Origin of the sequence: Spiroplasma endosymbiont of Eupeodes luniger, assembly GCF_964019525.1 — a bacterium.
Lineage (GTDB): Bacteria > Bacillota_I > Bacilli_A > Mycoplasmatales > Nriv7 > Nriv7.
Genome location: NZ_OZ026453.1, coordinates 651,568 through 667,223 on the forward strand (window position 1 = coordinate 651,568; position 15,656 = coordinate 667,223).

Consider the following 15,656-nt stretch of genomic DNA (forward strand, 5'->3'; position numbering starts at 1 on the left):
ATTCTAATTACTGGTTTGAATATTTTTATTATTATCATTTTGACAACAAACTAAATAAAATGGTTGTAGTTGTTCCTATTAAAGTGATTGTTCCTAAACAAGTTAATTTTTTTTTGTATAACCAGTTCCGCATGAAGAAAGTTTATTTTTTAATGGTTGAATACTTTGGCTACCTATATCAGCCAACCCAGCAGCAAACCCTCCTTTAACGGCACCAGATATAGAAGGTTTATGAAATTTTCCTATTTTAAGACTCAAAAGTGGATGAGCGTTTACTTGTGGTAAGGTTGATTTAGCGGCACCTAAACCCGCACCAGTTAAAATTGATAAACCAAGTTCCGTTCAATTAAAACTATTGTCAATATCAGGATAACAACCGTTAGCAGCTTCTCTATTATATTCATCTGGGCTATAATTAGCAGCTCTAGCCCTTTTAACTCTATTTAAACTTTCCAAATTATTTATTTGTTTGTAATTAATATTATTATTTGTTGGGGCTGGAACGTTGCCTACAAGGCCTGCCATCCCGCTTCCAGCTATTGTTATTGTTCCTAAGATTGCTAATAATTTTTTCATCTTTATTGACTTTCTATTTTTGTGAATTTTTAGTAATTAATAAAAATTTACCCATTAATCAGCGTCCTTTCTCAAATTTATAAAGTTTAATTACTACAAATTAATTATAAACAATTAAATAAGAATTTCTATCATTTTTTCACGATATTAAATACTAGTTCTAAAAAACATTTATCATTAAAGAAAAAAGCTGACCAAATTTTATTAAAATTACTATCAAGAAAGGTAATTTATTATGCTAAAAATTAATAATAATGTAAAAAGCTCAGAAAACAAGCATTGGTTTAGTTTATTTACAACCCATAAAAATATGTACATCAGCAAATGCGAACAACTAGCTAATGAATACGAAAAACTAGATGAATATTTATATAAATATCATTATCGCTTAAAGCAAGGTTATAAAGTAGTTCATTTTGCATCAAGAACAATTATTACAATTTTTGGTGATGTTACTTTTAAACGACGACGATATAAATATTGAAATCAAAAATCAGGTAAATTTGAATATGTATGTTTACTAGATAAAGAAATTGGTTTATTGTCTAAACAAAGAATTTATTTTGATGTCCAATTTAAAGTTTTAAGTCTTTTGGGCGATGGTAAGCGCTATCGTGATGTTTTAGATGCTCTAAATCATTGTTATATTTCAAAAGCTAGTATTTCGAATATTTTAAATAAATATGATATTGCTGAATATTTTCAATTAGCAGAAAAAGAAACTAAAACTAGAATTGATCTCAAAAATAAGGATCTATATATTCAACTAGATGAGACATTTTTAGCGACATTAGCTCAAAAAGTTAAGCAAGACCAAAGAATTCGTTTGGTTACTTTTCATACCGGACATAAAGAAAAAAATTACAAAAATGCTCGTAGAGCGTTAGAAAACAAACGAGGTCATTTTCTAATGTTAAAAGTTGGCAAAAGAATAAATACGATGGATTATCGTGATTTATTAATTAAGGAATTACAAAAACATTATGTGAATATTAATTATGACAGAATAATTGTTTGTGGTGATGGTGCTACTTGAATTAGAGAAATTGCCAATAGTTTTGGTAATGTTAGATATATTTTAGATGGTTATCACGCTATTAAAAAATTAAAACAAATGGCATTTAATATTGTTTTTGAAAATCGCAAATTAACACTAAATAGTTGAATTGAATTATATAAAAATGGAAATCATCAAGAATTGATAAAAAACATTCGTAATGTTGCTAAAAATGAATTAAATAAAGATATTAAAACAAATTTAAGGATAAATAGTAATTATTTTAAAAACAATAAGCATGGTATTCATAACCAAAATTTAGAATGAAATATCGGTTGTAGCATTGAAAGTGATGTATCACATTTAATAAAACAACAATTAGGATATGGAGCAAAAATATATAATCATAAGAATTTAAATAACTTATTACATTTAAGAATGGCAAATTTAAACAAATTAAATGTATTACATTTCATTAATGAAAATATTAATTTAGAAATAGAAATCAGAAAAGAAATATATAAAAATTCATTATGAAATAAATATAATAATAAAAATGATGATAGTTGAATTAATAAGGGCAGTATTGTATATACGAATAAATATAGAAAACATAAATTTAGATAATTAGTGAAAATTTAATAAAATTAATAATTTTTCATTGTGTAAAAATTCAATAATATGATAAAATGATAATGAATAAAAATGACAATAACAAGAAAGGTAGGGTTAGTTTAGTAATTAAATAGTATAATTAGCTGATTGTTTTACTTCTTCAAAGCAATACCTAAGAAAACTAAACGCGACCTTTCCGGATTTTTTAGTTACAATAATTCTAACTTTAAGATACAATACAAGAATAAATTTAAATACGATTATTCCTTATTTAATAAAATTTTAAGTTTAATTCATAAATTACTATGCAATAATAAATTTAAAATAATACCAACAATTGAAGATAATGACATACCTGTTAATCTTAAACCATCTGCAATATTCAGAACAGCTTGACCAATGGCTAAAATTAGCATAATACCAATAACAAATATATTTTTCATATCATTTAAATTTACTTGATTATCAAATAATACTTTAATGCCATTAGTAGCACTTAATCCAAAAAGAACAATTCCTACTCTTCCCATAACGGGTTTAGGAACCATCGTTATTATTTGAGTAACCGGAGCTAAAAATGAAACCCCAATTGCGATTACTGCCGCTCCACCAGTTACCCAAACAGAACCCATTCTAGTAATTGAAACAACCGAAGCATCTTCACTATATGTTGTATTAGGTGGCCCCCCCCCCAATAATTGCTGACACCGAAGTAGCTAAACCATCACCTAACAATGTCCCGTGTAATCCTGGATTTTTTAAATAATTATTTCCTGTAATTTGACCAATATTTATATGATCAGCAATATGCTCAGCAATAGTAATAAATATTAATGGTAATAAACTAAAAATAGCAGTAACTAATATTTTATTATCAATGTTTCAAATTCCTTTAAAAACAGTTTTATTTCAAGGGTCTCAGCTTCAATTATTAACATTTGTAAGTAAAGATGTATTAATAATTTCATAACTACTACTAAAATGAAATATTAATGCGAGTAAATATCCAACAATCATTCCCAATAAAATCGGAATTACCTTAAAAATTCCTTTACATAAAATATTAAAACTAATAATTGCCAATAAAGTAATTCCTGCAATTAAAATTGCTATTCAGTAAGGATAAACCTCTTTTTCACTTACTCAATTTGGAGGATTTAAACCTGAATTATTAATAGCAATTCCTGCCACCGATAAACCAATTATAATAATCATTGGTCCAATTACTAAGGGTGGTAAGATTTTATTAATTCACTTATTACCAATAAAATATATAATTAAAGCAACTAACATATATCCTAAACCAACAAAAAATAACGCTAAAAAAACAGAACCATTGCTAGTCCGATCCGTTATTTTTAATAATATGCCTATAGTTGTCATATATGCAAAAGAAGAACCTAAATATATTGGAACTTTTGCCTTAGTAACTAATAGACTTCTTGCATAACCTATTAAAAAAATTACAAATATTTGTAAAAAGACAGTAATAGAAAAATATAATTTTAATTAATTATGTCTTTTATCTAAAAAATTAATATTTTGCCACAACAAAAAACGAATTTATTATTTAAATTCTTTAATTTTAAATAAATCTTTTATGTTAAATTAATAATTGCAAATTATAAATTGAGGCAATTAAATTAAATCTTAAACCAAATCTTTTTCTACGATTACGATATTTTTCTGTCATAATTTTAAATTTTTTAAGAATAGCAAAAATATTTTCAATAATAATTCTCATTTTTGAAACTAGTCTATTATGTTGTTTTTGTGCTTTATTTAAATGGTTTTTCTTTGTTTTCTTTGTAGGTATTAGAACATTATTGTGAATTTTTTGTATTCCTTGATAACCACTATCAACTATTAATTTGGTATTTTTTAAAATTGGGATTTTTGATTCTTTAAATAAAGCATAATCATGTTTTTTCCCAAGTGAAAAACTTGTTGCAATAATTTTTCTGGTTTCTTGTTCGATAATTACTTGTGTTTTAATGGTGTGTTTTTTCTTTTTACCAGAATAAGATTGTTTTTGTCTTTTTTTGGGCGTTGGATTGGAGTTTCGGTAGCATCAATAATAATAGTTTTATCATTAAAATAATCATTTATTAGTGCTTTTTTACCAGCAAGTTGTTGAAAATCAGAGTTTTTAATTAAAATATCTTCAATTCACTTGATATTGCGATAACAATTAGCTTCACTAATTCCTAAATTTTTACCAAGATGAAAATAAGTCTGATATTCTCGTCAATATGATAAAGTCATCAATAATCTATTTTCTAGTGATAATTTATTAGTTTTACCACCTTTTTTAAATTTTTCTATTTCAGCTACTTGTAAAATATCTAACATTTTATTAAAAGTGGATTTTTTTATTCCTGTTAATCTTAACCATTCTTTATCATTAAGAGTATTAAATTTATTATTGTTCATATTTTGATATCCTCATAAATTATATTTTATAAGAATATTTTAATAAAAAAGGTATCGCAAGAAGTCTAATATATAAATTAAGGTTCCTAATCCCGAAGCAAATAATGCCATTGAAGTAGTAATTATCATTTGACCGGAAATATTATTGATAACTAATGGTGCTAAAATATTCGCACCAAACATTGCAAAAACATGCTGACAAGAAAATAAAAACCATTGATAATAATTTTGCGGTTTTTGTGATGCTGTTAAAAGTAAATTTTGAGCCATATCTGCTTCCTTTCTATATTAAAAAGCACTTAAATATTTATATTTAAGTGCTAAAAGCTGGAATTAATTTAAGAAAAGAATTATTGGTAATTATTATCATTTTCATTACATTAACTCCTTTCTTTTTTTCACCATTATAAATAATAACATTAATCCGTTTAAATGTCAAAATAATATTTTAATTGTTGAAAAGCCCAATAAGTATGATATTATTATTGTTGTGATATTGATTTTATAAAGGAGAACTAAAATGTCAAGAAAATGTGAAGTAACTGGTAAAAGTGTTCTGTCTGGTAATAAGCGTTCTCATGCCATGAATGCATCAAGAAGAAAATGAAATGTTAATTTACAAACTGTAAAAGTGGAAATTGATGGCCAAGTAAAAAAAGTTAAAATGTCAACTCGTGCTTTAAGAACATTAAAACGCAAAGGAATTTAATTCTATATGAAAAAAATGACTAAATCATATTAGTCATTTTTTTCATATTCTTTACTAATTGTTAAAATACCACAACCTTGTTTAATATTAATTTCCCCTCTAAGGTCTTCTAATTCATTACTAATAAAATAATTATCATATGGTTTTAATTCATAATTTTCATTTAAAGAATATTTAAAACCTTTTAAACTTAATTTAGTATCCATCAACGGTAAAAAATCAAAATAACGATATTCAAAATATTCAGTTTTTAAAAAAATGTGGTCCTATTAATAAATCTTAAAATATTCGTTTCATTATATATTTCTAAATTATAATCTTGATACTTAATTAATAAGTTAATCAAACCATAAATCATTCCTCAACGATGACCACTAACTATTAGTTTAATACTAGTAGCCTGCATTGCAATCGCTTTTTTAATAGCATATTCGCTATCTAAAATATCTTTTTCTTGTGGTAGTATTTCAATATTTTTAACATGCTTTTTTATTATTTCTAACTGTTCCTTACTAATGGGTCAAAATCAGCACAAGCTAAAACAATCGGATAATTTTCATTAATTAGCTTTATGGCTCCTTTTTCAACAGCAATAAATTGACAATCTTTTCACTTTGATAAATCAATATTAATATTTTAACAAACAATTACAAAACAATCTTTATTCATTATTTTTTAATTCCTTAACTGCCTGTTTCATATGTGAATGTTGCATTAAATAACTCCCAACAACAACAATATCTGCCCCTTGCTTTTGACATAACTTAGCAATATCATTATTAATACCACCATCAACTTGAATTAAACAATGATAGTTATTAATAACAATTTTGGTTTTTAAATTTTTAATCTTATCTAACGATGCCATTATAAATTTTTGTCCGCCTTTACCAGGAACCACGCTCATTAAAAGAACGGCATCTAATTGTTCTAAATATGGCTCTAATAATTCAATTGGTGTTGTTGGATTTAAAGCTAAAACCTTTTTAATTTTATTATCTTGACAAAAACTAATGAATTCTTTTATTTGCTCTGGTGTTAATGCTTCATAATGCATCGTAATGCTATTAGCTTTAGCTTCAATATATGGCATTAAATATGTTGCCATATTACAATTAACTTTTACCATCAAATGACAATCAATAAAAATATCAAAATATTTAGTAATATCTTGTAATATTTTAGCTCCAAAACTTAAATTATTAACAAAATTACCATCCATAACATCATAATGGATTCAATCAATATTTGCTTCTTGCAATTGTTGTAATTGCTTTTTTAAACACAAATAATTAGCATCTAAAATACTAGCAGCAATAACAAGTTTTTTCATTATTTAGTACCTTCCTTTTTCTTGTAATTGTTTTTGTTCTAAAACTTTAATATAATCATCATAAATAAATTGCGGAATATCTTTATTAATTAATGCTTGTTTAACACCACACTTTGGTTCTTTTCAATGTCGGCATTGCCGATAATGACAATTAACAAGAAATTTTTTAAAGAGCCGGAATGAGTTCGCTATTTCTGATAATGAAATATCATTCAACGAAAATGATGAAAATCCTGGTGAATCAATAATTCTAATATTATTTGCCATAATTATTAATTCATTATGCGTTGTCGTATGTTTACCACGATTCAAAGCCTTAGATATTTCTTGCGTTCTAATTTTAAGTTGCGGATCTAACATATTTAAAATTGAAGACTTCCCAGCCCCAGTTTGGCCACTTAAAATTGAAATCTTATCAGTTGTAACTTCCTTTAACTTTTCTCATTGATTATTTGCATTATTAATTGATAAAATTAGACATTCATAACCTAATTTTTTATAACTAGAAATATAATCATAAACCTTATCACCAGATAATAACAAGTCGGCTTTAGTAAAAACTAAAACTACTGCCAAATTGTGAGCTTCAACTCATATTAAGTACTTATTAAGTAAAAAACTACTAAAATTAGGTTGTTTTAAAGCACTAACAATAATAACTTGATCAATGTTGCTTACTGCTGGTCGCATTAATTGATTTTTTCGGGGATGAATTTCAATAATTGTCGCTTGCTTTTCTTGTTCATTGATAACTTCAATAGTTACAAAATCACCAACAAGAATTCTTTGATTAGATAATCTTAAAGCTCCTCTTGCTTGACAATGATAAATTTCATTATTGATAATAACATCACAAAACTCACTAATGACACGAATGACTAAACCAATCATATACTATAAAATACCAATAATAAGAAAACAAGAAAAATAAAACTAGTAATAATAAAAATCATCATTAGAAACTTAGGAGTTAAAAAATATGACATTAATTGCTCACGATTTTTAATAAATATCTTTTGCTTTCGGTTATCGCGTGTTAAAACAATGCAATTTTTTAATTTTAAAGGTTTTATTTTAGCATTACTAATATCTTGTAATGCTTTAATATCTTGACTTAACGCCTTAATACTCTGATATCTTTCTTCACAATTTTTAGCCGTTGATTTAATAATAATGTTTTCCAATGCTTGTGAAATATTTGGATTAATCCCTCTTGCACTTGGTAACGGTTCTCTAACTTGCTTTACCGCTACTAATGTTGGATTTTGACCATTAAAAGGACAAGAACCAGTTAACAATTCAAATAACACAATTCCTAATGAGTAAATATCACTACGATGATCAATTTGTAATGACTGGACAGTTTCTGGCGATATATATTTTGCTGTTCCCACAATTTTACTTGTTGTTGTCTTATCATCATCAGTAATAATTGCAATTCCAAAATCAGATACTTTAATCTTACCATCAAAAGATATTAAAATATTTTCTGGTTTTAAATCACGATGAACAATATTTCCTTGATGGGCAACAGCAACACCATCTAAAATGCTTTGAAAAATCTGTAAACATTCTTTAATTGATAATGGTCCTGTTCGTAATAATCGATCTTTTAATGTATAACCTTCAACTAATTCTAAAACAATGCATCAGCGGTTATCTTGTTCAAAAACATCATAAACTTCAACAACATTATCATGACGAATTCTCGTTGTTGCTTCCACTTCTTTATAAAATTTCTTTAAAACTTGTGAATTGTTAGCTGCTTGTTGATTTAAAATCTTAATCGCTACAATTCGATTTAAAAAACTATCATTAGCCCGATAAACATCTGCCATCCCACCACTAGCAATTTTATTAATTATTTGATATCGTTGTTGTAAAATAATACCATTTTCTATTTGCATCCGTCATAACTCCTTATTTAATCTCAACAATGAGAATTGTTAAATTATCAGTTGAAACATTATCCAATGCTAAATCAACTAGACTCTTAGCTTTTTGTGACAACTTATTATTACTCTGTAAAATATCAATCATTTCATAATTTTCTAAATAATCATGCAATCCATCAGTAGTTAGCATAAAAGTTATGCCTTTAATATTACTAACTAAGAAAGTATCAATTTGCAATTTCTTATTTGGTCCTAAAGCACTAGTTAATGCTTTCCACAATGTTTTTTCAATATTAGCATTAGTTTTATTATTATGTAACATATTAAGAACATTATGGTCAGTTGTTAATTGCTGAAAATTCTCTTGATAATACTCATAAATCCGCGAATCACCAATATTTAATAAATAAGCTTTGTTATTGGTTATTAATATTAAAGAAACAGTAGTTCCCATATCAGTTAACTGCGGATATTCTTTAACATAATTAATCATTGATTCTTGCACAAACATTGTTGCCTGCCGAAGTCAGTTATTAACTTCATAATTACCAAAATTACTAAAGTCAGTTTTAACAAATAAGCTAACATATAAATTAACAGCCATTCAACTAGCAGTTTCACCACCATTATGTCCTCCTAAACCATCACAAACAATACCAAAATATTGGCCATATTCATTTTTTACAAATTGAACTGCATCTTGATTATTAGCACGAAACTGACCAATATCGCTATTAAAATGGAAGCTAACTTTCATATCAAGTCATCCTTTACTTTTCTAATAATATAATTATATCGTAAATTAGTAAGAAAAAATCTAAGGAAGGATTTTTCCTTAGATTTTTAATTTTTATTAGCATTAATTTCATTCATAATAATAGTTTTAATTTCTGAAACAGTTTGTTGTAAATTATCATTAACAATAACATATTTATATTTACTAGTAATATTCATTTCCCCTTTAGCTTTTAATAATCGCTTCTGAACAATATCTTCTGGCTCACTTCGACGTGCAATAATTCTTCTAGTTAATTCTTCAAAACTAGGCGGTAAAACAAAAAACGATATCGCTTCTGGTCTTTTTGTTAATACTTGTAACGCTCCTTGAACCTCAATTTCCAAAACAACATTTTTACCTTGTGATAATAATTTATCAATATATTTTTCTGGTGTCCCATAATAATTATCAACAAATTTAGCATATTCTAATAACTCATTATTAGCAATTTTTTCTTGAAAAGCTTTTTCATTAACAAAAAAGTAATCCTTTTCATTTAATTCATTACTTCTTGGTTTTCTTGTTGTTATTGAAATAGAATAAACTAAATTTAAATTTTGGTCTTTAAATAATTCTTCTCTAATTGTTCCTTTACCAACACCACTAGGTCCAGAAAGAATAATTAATAATCCCATTTTTTTATTCATTTTAAGAAATTACTTCCGTTCCATAGTGTAGCGATAAAAATATAAGAATATTTTACCATATTTCTTCATTGTTAATAATTCTAAATGCTCATAATTAATATCTAATGCAATATTAGATTCAAGCATAATAATACCATAGTTATTAACAATATTTTGTGCCAATAAATACTTTATTGTTTCATAATAATAACTAATTTCTTTATACGGTGGATTAATAAAAACTAAATCAATTTTAATATTATTACTAACTAAAAACTTTAAACATACCAAATATGATAAGTTAGTAATCATATAATTATGATCGGCAACTTTTAAATTAACAATATTTTTTTTTAAATATTCTAATGCCTGCGAATCATAATCATTAAAATAACAATAACTAATGTTTCTTGATAATGCTTCAAGACCAATACTACCACTACCAGCAAAAAGATCTAATGCCACTTTATTTTCATAATAAAAATAATTATTTAAAACATTAAAAAGATTCTCTCTAATTCTACTTAAAATTGGTCTTGTTGTTGTACTTTGTTGACTAATAAGATTTTTTTTATAATACTTTCCTGCAATAATTTTCATTTTTTCACCTATAAATAATATATTAATTATACTAAAAACTTATGCTATAATCTATAAAAATAAGCAAAATAAGGAGTAAATTATGTACCAAGACAACAATCCTAGTAATGAATGATTAGTTAAAGATGATAACATTAAATTACGCGAAAAATGTCAACCTGTATTATTTCCAGTATCAAAAAACGATGAATTAATAATGCAAAAACTAATTGATTTTGTTATTACTTCCCAAAATGAAACATTAAACTCATCACTAAAACTAATTCCTGCTGTGGGATTAGCAGCGCCCCAAATTGGTTGTAATAAGCAAATGTATTACATTCATATTGAACAAATTGATAAAAGTAATAAAAAAACTATCATTCAACATGCCTTAATTAATTCTAAAATTACAGCTCATAGTGAACAAATTATTGCTTTAAAAAGTGGCGAAGGTTGTTTAAGCATTGATAATTACCATAAAGGGTTTGTTCCGCGTTATTTTAAAGTTATTGTTACTGGTTATGATTATTTAAAGAAAAAAAATGTTACGATTACTGCTCGTGGCTATGAAGCAATTGTTTTTCAACACGAGCAAAAACATTTAGAAGGTATTTTATACTATGACCTAATTGATAAAAATGAACCTTGAAAAAAGAATGACAATTGGTTATACTTATAAGCGAAGTAATAAATATTTCAACTGAGAAATAAATAAACTAAAATTGCCTAAATTTAAAGGCAACCAAAAATAAAATGTTTACAAAAAAATTTTGCAAAAATGATTTTTTAAGATTTTAAGTAAACCTTTCATTTAATAATGAGTGGGGTGTAAAAATTCATGACAACAAATCAAAAAAATAAACCAAATACCAAAATTAAAATCTTCAATGAAAATCAAACATCTAACAAAAATAATGAAATTATTATTGATGATATTAGAAATACTAAAGTATTTGCCCTTGGTGGCTTAGAAGAAGTTGGTAAAAATACTTATTGTATTGAACATGATGATGAAATCATTATTATTGACGCTGGTGTTAAATTTCCCGAAGGAATATTATTAGGAATTGATGCAATTATTCCTGACTATACATATTTAAAAGAAAATGCTAAAAAAGTAAAAGCAATATTTATTACTCACGGCCATGAGGACCATATTGGTGGTATTCCTTATCTTTTAAAAGAAATTGATATTCCTTTTATTTATGCGCCAAGACTAGCAGCAGCCTTAATTCGTGAACGATTAAAAGAATTTAATATTGGTCAAAAAACCAAAATCATTGAAATTGATGGTAGCAATGAAGATCAAAATAAAATGAAAGGTCTGCTAAAAAACTTTCAACTTAAATATTTTGCTGTTAATCATTCAATTCCTGATGCTTTTGGCATTGCTATTAATACTCCTAATGGTAAAGTCGTTACTACTGGTGATTATAAATTTGATTGAACACCATTAGGTCATAAAGCAGATTTAGAGGAAATGGCAAAAATGGGGCAAACGGGTGTTACCTTATTTTTATCAGACTCAACTAATTCTGAAATTGAAGGTTATACAATGACCGAAACAAAAATTATTAAAAATATTAGTGATTACTTTTTAAAAGCTAAAGGACGAATCTTAATTTCTACTTTTGCTTCTAATGTCCACCGCATTCAACAAATTATTGAAGTAGCACAAAAATACAATCGCAAAATTTTAATTTTTGGTCGCAGTTTAGAACGAATTATTAAAATTATTCGTGAAATGGGACATTTAAAGATTTCTGACAAACAATTTATTAAACCTCACGAAACTGATCAATATCATAAAGATGAAATTTTAATTATTTGTACAGGTTCTCAAGGAGAACCAATGGCAGCACTTTCACGAATTTCAACTGGAACTCATAAAGCAATTTCTATTATTCCTGGTGATACCGTTATCTTTTCTTCTAGTCCTATCCCCGGAAATCAAGCTAGTGTTGAAATGGTTGTTAACCGCTTATCACGGTTAGGGGCTAATGTCTTAGAAAACTCCTCATTTAATTCTTTACATACATCAGGACACGCTTCACAAGAAGAGCAAAAACTAATGCTAACCTTAATTAAGCCAACATACTTTATGCCAATGCACGGTGATTATCGTATGTTAAAAGCACACGGACAAACTGCAGAAAGCGTTGGGGTTGCTAAAGAAAATATCTTTATTTGTGCCAATGGTGACCAAATTAATCTTTACAAAGGTAAAGCTATTCTTGGAAAAAGAATTGAAGCTAGTGCAATTTATGTTGACGGTAAAGATACTTCTGGTTTAACAACAAGAATAACTCGTGATCGCCAAATTCTTGCTAATGATGGTTTAATTGCTGTTGTTGTTTCCATTAATAGTCAGACTAATGAATTACTATGTAATCCAACAATTATCTCTCGTGGCTCATTTTATGTTAAAGATTCCAGTGCTCTTATTGCTGAATCAATTAACATTGTAACAAAGGCAATCAAAAAGGTATTAGCTAGTAACCATCCTACTTTTGGAGCAATCAAAAAAGAAATTAAAGAAACCCTAAGTCCTTATATTTCAAAAATAAAACGAAGAAATCCTTTAATAATTCCTGTAATTTTAAACAAAAAATAAAAAAATTTACTTAAGATTTACTTAAGTAAATTTTTTTATACTATCTATATATTTATTATTGTCTCCACATTTGTCTGTACATTAAGTCTCTAAACCGTATCAAAAATTACCATCTTTGATAATATTTAAAGTAAAAAATCCAGCTTCTAATTGCACAGAAGCATTACTTAACCCCGAATGTCGTCGAAAAGCACCCTGTGTTTTCTTCGCATCCCATTGAACCAATATTTTAGTTTCTTTAGTCAAAGACTTAAAGACAGAACTTGAAAAGCGACTTTCTAGCAATAATTTTTTATTATACTCTTCAATTGTATCTTGAAAAATCTTATCCATTTTTTTACCTGTATTAAAAACCTTATTGTCTTCAACACCATTAGTTAAGTTCACATATTTTTTTCATACAGATGAAGGAACTATCAGATATACAGAATCTTTATAAGAACCTCGAATTTTATTCTTTTCAGAAAAAACTTTTGAAAAATAGTACACCAAAACTTCACTAATATTCAATAATTGTGTTTCAAATGATAATTTAGAAGCTACAATCATATTATCTTTTAAAACAATTCTCTGCAATGGTAAGTCAAAATAAGTAGCATTTCAAAAAGTAAAATCAAATTTTCCCAAGCAAATTTGTTTATCTGCCGGTGCGGTAGCAAAATCAGAATTAGATTTCTGAAATTTTTCATCTTTAGTAAGAAAATCACTTATTTTAGTATTCATTTCTATAGTATTAGAAATTTTCAAAAATTTTAAATATTCCTTAGGATTTGTTGTTGAATTTAAAGAATTTATTAATAGATTTGTTTGTAAACCCGTATTAGAAATAATTAATTTTTCTTCATTATTAGTATTAATTTGGTTTAAGATTTGGTTTTTTATATTTTTTTCACTTAAAGCTTGAAAATTCATTTTTTCTAAATCAAAGGTAACATTCGCTTTAATATGTTCTTGTACTAACGCCGTTAACTCAGTAATCTTATTCGTAAAAGCTTTTTTATCCTGTGTTAAATAAATATCAAGATAAATATTATGTGTGGCTTGACCTTGCTTTAAAGCCAAATCAAGTTCAATTCATAATTGTAGTTTATAAACATAATGCTCTCTACTATCAAATTTAATATTTAACTTATGTGATTCCTTACCTTTTAAATCACCAAGAACTCTAATCATTTGGTCAAAAGATACTTTTGTTACTATAAATCTAGCCTTATCTTTAATAAAACTTGTCGGAGTCTTTATATTTGCAAAATAAATCATTTTGTCTTTAAGTTTCCTGTTAATAGAACCAATTAAATCATTTTGCAACATTCGCAAAATCTGTTCACTAATTTGCTCATTATTTTCTAAATACACAGCGGAACTTTCAAGATTTGCTTTACTAACTAATGGATCCATAGTATTTTTAATTTGGGAATCATTTAAAGCTAAACTATTAGCAGTATAAATTTTTTCGCGATGTCTATTCATTACTTCTTCATTAATTAAATTTTTGGCCTGAACAAGAGGATCTACTATAGCATTTTCTTCAGAACTTTCAGATATATCATCATTATTTTTACTGCAAGCAACTACACTTAAAACAGGAATAGCAGTTAATACCATTGTAATCAAATTTTTTAAGATATTTCTCATCTTACCACCTTTCTACTCTTCTATTAATTTATAATATTCTCCAATTCTATATATTATATTGTTAATTATATTTTATTTTAATTTTATTTCAATATTTATCTTTATTTATCATATTAGAAATTAATTCCTTCATAAAAAAAGTTCCTTCTTTAAAAAAGAAGGGACTTTTTTAAAATGTAAATATAAACAATGAATCACTACCCACAATTATAGTTTTTATAAGAGTAATTTTTCTAATGCGTTCATATTCTTGCTCATTTAAATAATCTTCTGCTAACAGTAAAATATCTTTTCGCATTAACTCATAAAAATAAACTCATAAAGTTCAACCTAAAATTAGTACCACTAAACTAGTGTATCCAATCGTACTACTAATTAAATTAAGATTTGTAATACTAATTAAATCTTGTGAATAAAACTGCAAAAACAAAATTATCATTCCAAAATAACATAATAATGCAAAAATAAACATAAAATTTGCTAGATGAATAAAAAATACATACCCTTTACCATTTTGTTTTCATTTTATTTTTGCAACATAAGTTAAACAATTATAAATATGAAAAATACTATCGTTATAATAATCACTAGTTTTAATATTAACTTCTTGCTTATAATATTTAACATTAAAATAACGCATCGTTACTTTAGTTATTTTAATTTTAAAATGATATTTTTCTTGACGAAAAATAGCTTCTAAATATTCACCACCATAACGATTTTTACTATTACCTTTTTTAATAAAAGAAAATATCAATCACAATAAAGATAAAACCAGATAAGCAACAAAAATAATACTTAATAAAAAACTAATAAGAATAAATAAAACTTGATTAACAATTTCTAAATGATTTCACATAAAT

Annotated in this window: 19 protein-coding genes and 1 pseudogene; 4 read left to right on the forward strand and 16 right to left on the reverse strand. The window is 26.0% G+C overall.

Annotated features, from left to right (window positions below):
- Positions 1 to 102 precede the first annotated feature (102 nt).
- Positions 103 to 576, reverse strand: coding sequence for a hypothetical protein (locus AACK86_RS03850; RefSeq protein WP_338981393.1), 474 nt, complete (start codon positions 574 to 576; stop codon positions 103 to 105).
- Positions 577 to 811: 235 nt separating this feature from the next.
- Here AACK86_RS03850 and AACK86_RS03855 point away from each other — a divergent pair, with 235 nt between their 5' ends.
- Complete coding sequence (locus tag AACK86_RS03855) at positions 812 to 2,200, forward strand: Mbov_0401 family ICE element transposase-like protein (protein WP_338981395.1); 1,389 nt, start codon at positions 812 to 814, stop codon at positions 2,198 to 2,200.
- 248 nt (positions 2,201 to 2,448) lie between these two features.
- On the opposite strand, the gene AACK86_RS03860 is transcribed toward AACK86_RS03855, so the two are convergent.
- From AACK86_RS03860 to AACK86_RS03875, 5 genes and pseudogenes are all read right to left on the reverse strand, one after another.
- The gene (locus tag AACK86_RS03860; RefSeq protein ID WP_338981397.1) at positions 2,449 to 2,883 is read right to left on the reverse strand and encodes a solute carrier family 23 protein; all 435 of its coding nucleotides are present in this window, start codon (positions 2,881 to 2,883) and stop codon (positions 2,449 to 2,451) included.
- Complete coding sequence (locus tag AACK86_RS03865; protein ID WP_338982680.1) at positions 2,864 to 3,697, reverse strand: solute carrier family 23 protein; 834 nt, start codon at positions 3,695 to 3,697, stop codon at positions 2,864 to 2,866. The genes AACK86_RS03860 and AACK86_RS03865 overlap by 20 nt, the downstream gene beginning before the upstream one ends.
- Before the next feature lie 94 nt (positions 3,698 to 3,791).
- Positions 3,792 to 4,184, reverse strand: a complete 393-nt coding sequence (locus tag AACK86_RS07605; RefSeq protein WP_422398306.1) for a transposase family protein — start codon at positions 4,182 to 4,184, stop codon at positions 3,792 to 3,794.
- Complete coding sequence (locus tag AACK86_RS07610; protein ID WP_422398217.1) at positions 4,169 to 4,621, reverse strand: transposase family protein; 453 nt, start codon at positions 4,619 to 4,621, stop codon at positions 4,169 to 4,171. The genes AACK86_RS07605 and AACK86_RS07610 overlap by 16 nt, the downstream gene beginning before the upstream one ends.
- A gap of 72 nt (positions 4,622 to 4,693) precedes the next feature.
- Positions 4,694 to 4,882 (reverse strand): annotated as a pseudogene (locus AACK86_RS03875) (solute carrier family 23 protein); the annotation flags it as partial.
- 259 nt (positions 4,883 to 5,141) lie between these two features.
- On the opposite strand from AACK86_RS03875, the gene rpmB reads away from it, so the two are divergent.
- Positions 5,142 to 5,330, forward strand: coding sequence for a 50S ribosomal protein L28 (gene rpmB / locus AACK86_RS03880; RefSeq protein ID WP_338981403.1), 189 nt, complete (start codon positions 5,142 to 5,144; stop codon positions 5,328 to 5,330).
- Positions 5,331 to 5,359: 29 nt separating this feature from the next.
- Here the strand turns inward: rpmB and AACK86_RS03885 are convergent, their stop codons facing one another.
- The 8 genes from AACK86_RS03885 to rsmD form a co-directional block, all read right to left on the reverse strand.
- The gene (locus AACK86_RS03885; RefSeq protein ID WP_338981404.1) at positions 5,360 to 5,536 is read right to left on the reverse strand and encodes a hypothetical protein; all 177 of its coding nucleotides are present in this window, start codon (positions 5,534 to 5,536) and stop codon (positions 5,360 to 5,362) included.
- 44 nt (positions 5,537 to 5,580) lie between these two features.
- Positions 5,581 to 5,865, reverse strand: a complete 285-nt coding sequence (locus tag AACK86_RS03890) for a hypothetical protein (RefSeq protein WP_338981406.1) — start codon at positions 5,863 to 5,865, stop codon at positions 5,581 to 5,583.
- A gap of 126 nt (positions 5,866 to 5,991) precedes the next feature.
- Positions 5,992 to 6,663: a ribulose-phosphate 3-epimerase gene (rpe, locus tag AACK86_RS03895; RefSeq protein WP_338981408.1), complete on the reverse strand. Its 672-nt coding sequence runs from the start codon at positions 6,661 to 6,663 to the stop codon at positions 5,992 to 5,994.
- A 3-nt stretch (positions 6,664 to 6,666) separates the two neighbouring features.
- Positions 6,667 to 7,554: a ribosome small subunit-dependent GTPase A gene (gene rsgA / locus AACK86_RS03900; RefSeq protein WP_338981411.1), complete on the reverse strand. Its 888-nt coding sequence runs from the start codon at positions 7,552 to 7,554 to the stop codon at positions 6,667 to 6,669.
- Positions 7,542 to 8,570 (reverse strand): protein kinase domain-containing protein, encoded by a 1,029-nt coding sequence (locus AACK86_RS03905; protein ID WP_338981413.1) that lies wholly within the window; start codon positions 8,568 to 8,570, stop codon positions 7,542 to 7,544. Before AACK86_RS03905 ends, rsgA begins: the two co-directional genes overlap by 13 nt.
- A 13-nt stretch (positions 8,571 to 8,583) precedes the next feature.
- Positions 8,584 to 9,315, reverse strand: a complete 732-nt coding sequence (locus AACK86_RS03910) for a protein phosphatase 2C domain-containing protein (RefSeq protein WP_338981415.1) — start codon at positions 9,313 to 9,315, stop codon at positions 8,584 to 8,586.
- An 86-nt stretch (positions 9,316 to 9,401) separates the two neighbouring features.
- Positions 9,402 to 9,983: a guanylate kinase gene (gene gmk / locus AACK86_RS03915; RefSeq protein WP_338981417.1), complete on the reverse strand. Its 582-nt coding sequence runs from the start codon at positions 9,981 to 9,983 to the stop codon at positions 9,402 to 9,404.
- Between the two features lie 9 nt (positions 9,984 to 9,992).
- Complete coding sequence (gene rsmD / locus AACK86_RS03920; protein ID WP_338981419.1) at positions 9,993 to 10,562, reverse strand: 16S rRNA (guanine(966)-N(2))-methyltransferase RsmD; 570 nt, start codon at positions 10,560 to 10,562, stop codon at positions 9,993 to 9,995.
- 82 nt (positions 10,563 to 10,644) lie between these two features.
- Here rsmD and def point away from each other — a divergent pair, with 82 nt between their 5' ends.
- Both def and AACK86_RS03930 read left to right on the forward strand, forming a co-directional pair.
- Positions 10,645 to 11,223, forward strand: coding sequence for a peptide deformylase (def, locus tag AACK86_RS03925; RefSeq protein ID WP_338981421.1), 579 nt, complete (start codon positions 10,645 to 10,647; stop codon positions 11,221 to 11,223).
- Between the two features lie 159 nt (positions 11,224 to 11,382).
- Positions 11,383 to 13,158, forward strand: coding sequence for a ribonuclease J (locus AACK86_RS03930; protein ID WP_338981423.1), 1,776 nt, complete (start codon positions 11,383 to 11,385; stop codon positions 13,156 to 13,158).
- Positions 13,159 to 13,239: 81 nt separating this feature from the next.
- On the opposite strand, the gene AACK86_RS03935 is transcribed toward AACK86_RS03930, so the two are convergent.
- Positions 13,240 to 14,793: a hypothetical protein gene (locus AACK86_RS03935; protein ID WP_338981425.1), complete on the reverse strand. Its 1,554-nt coding sequence runs from the start codon at positions 14,791 to 14,793 to the stop codon at positions 13,240 to 13,242.
- 169 nt (positions 14,794 to 14,962) lie between these two features.
- Positions 14,963 to 15,652, reverse strand: coding sequence for a hypothetical protein (locus AACK86_RS03940; protein WP_338981427.1), 690 nt, complete (start codon positions 15,650 to 15,652; stop codon positions 14,963 to 14,965).
- Positions 15,653 to 15,656 lie beyond the last annotated feature (4 nt).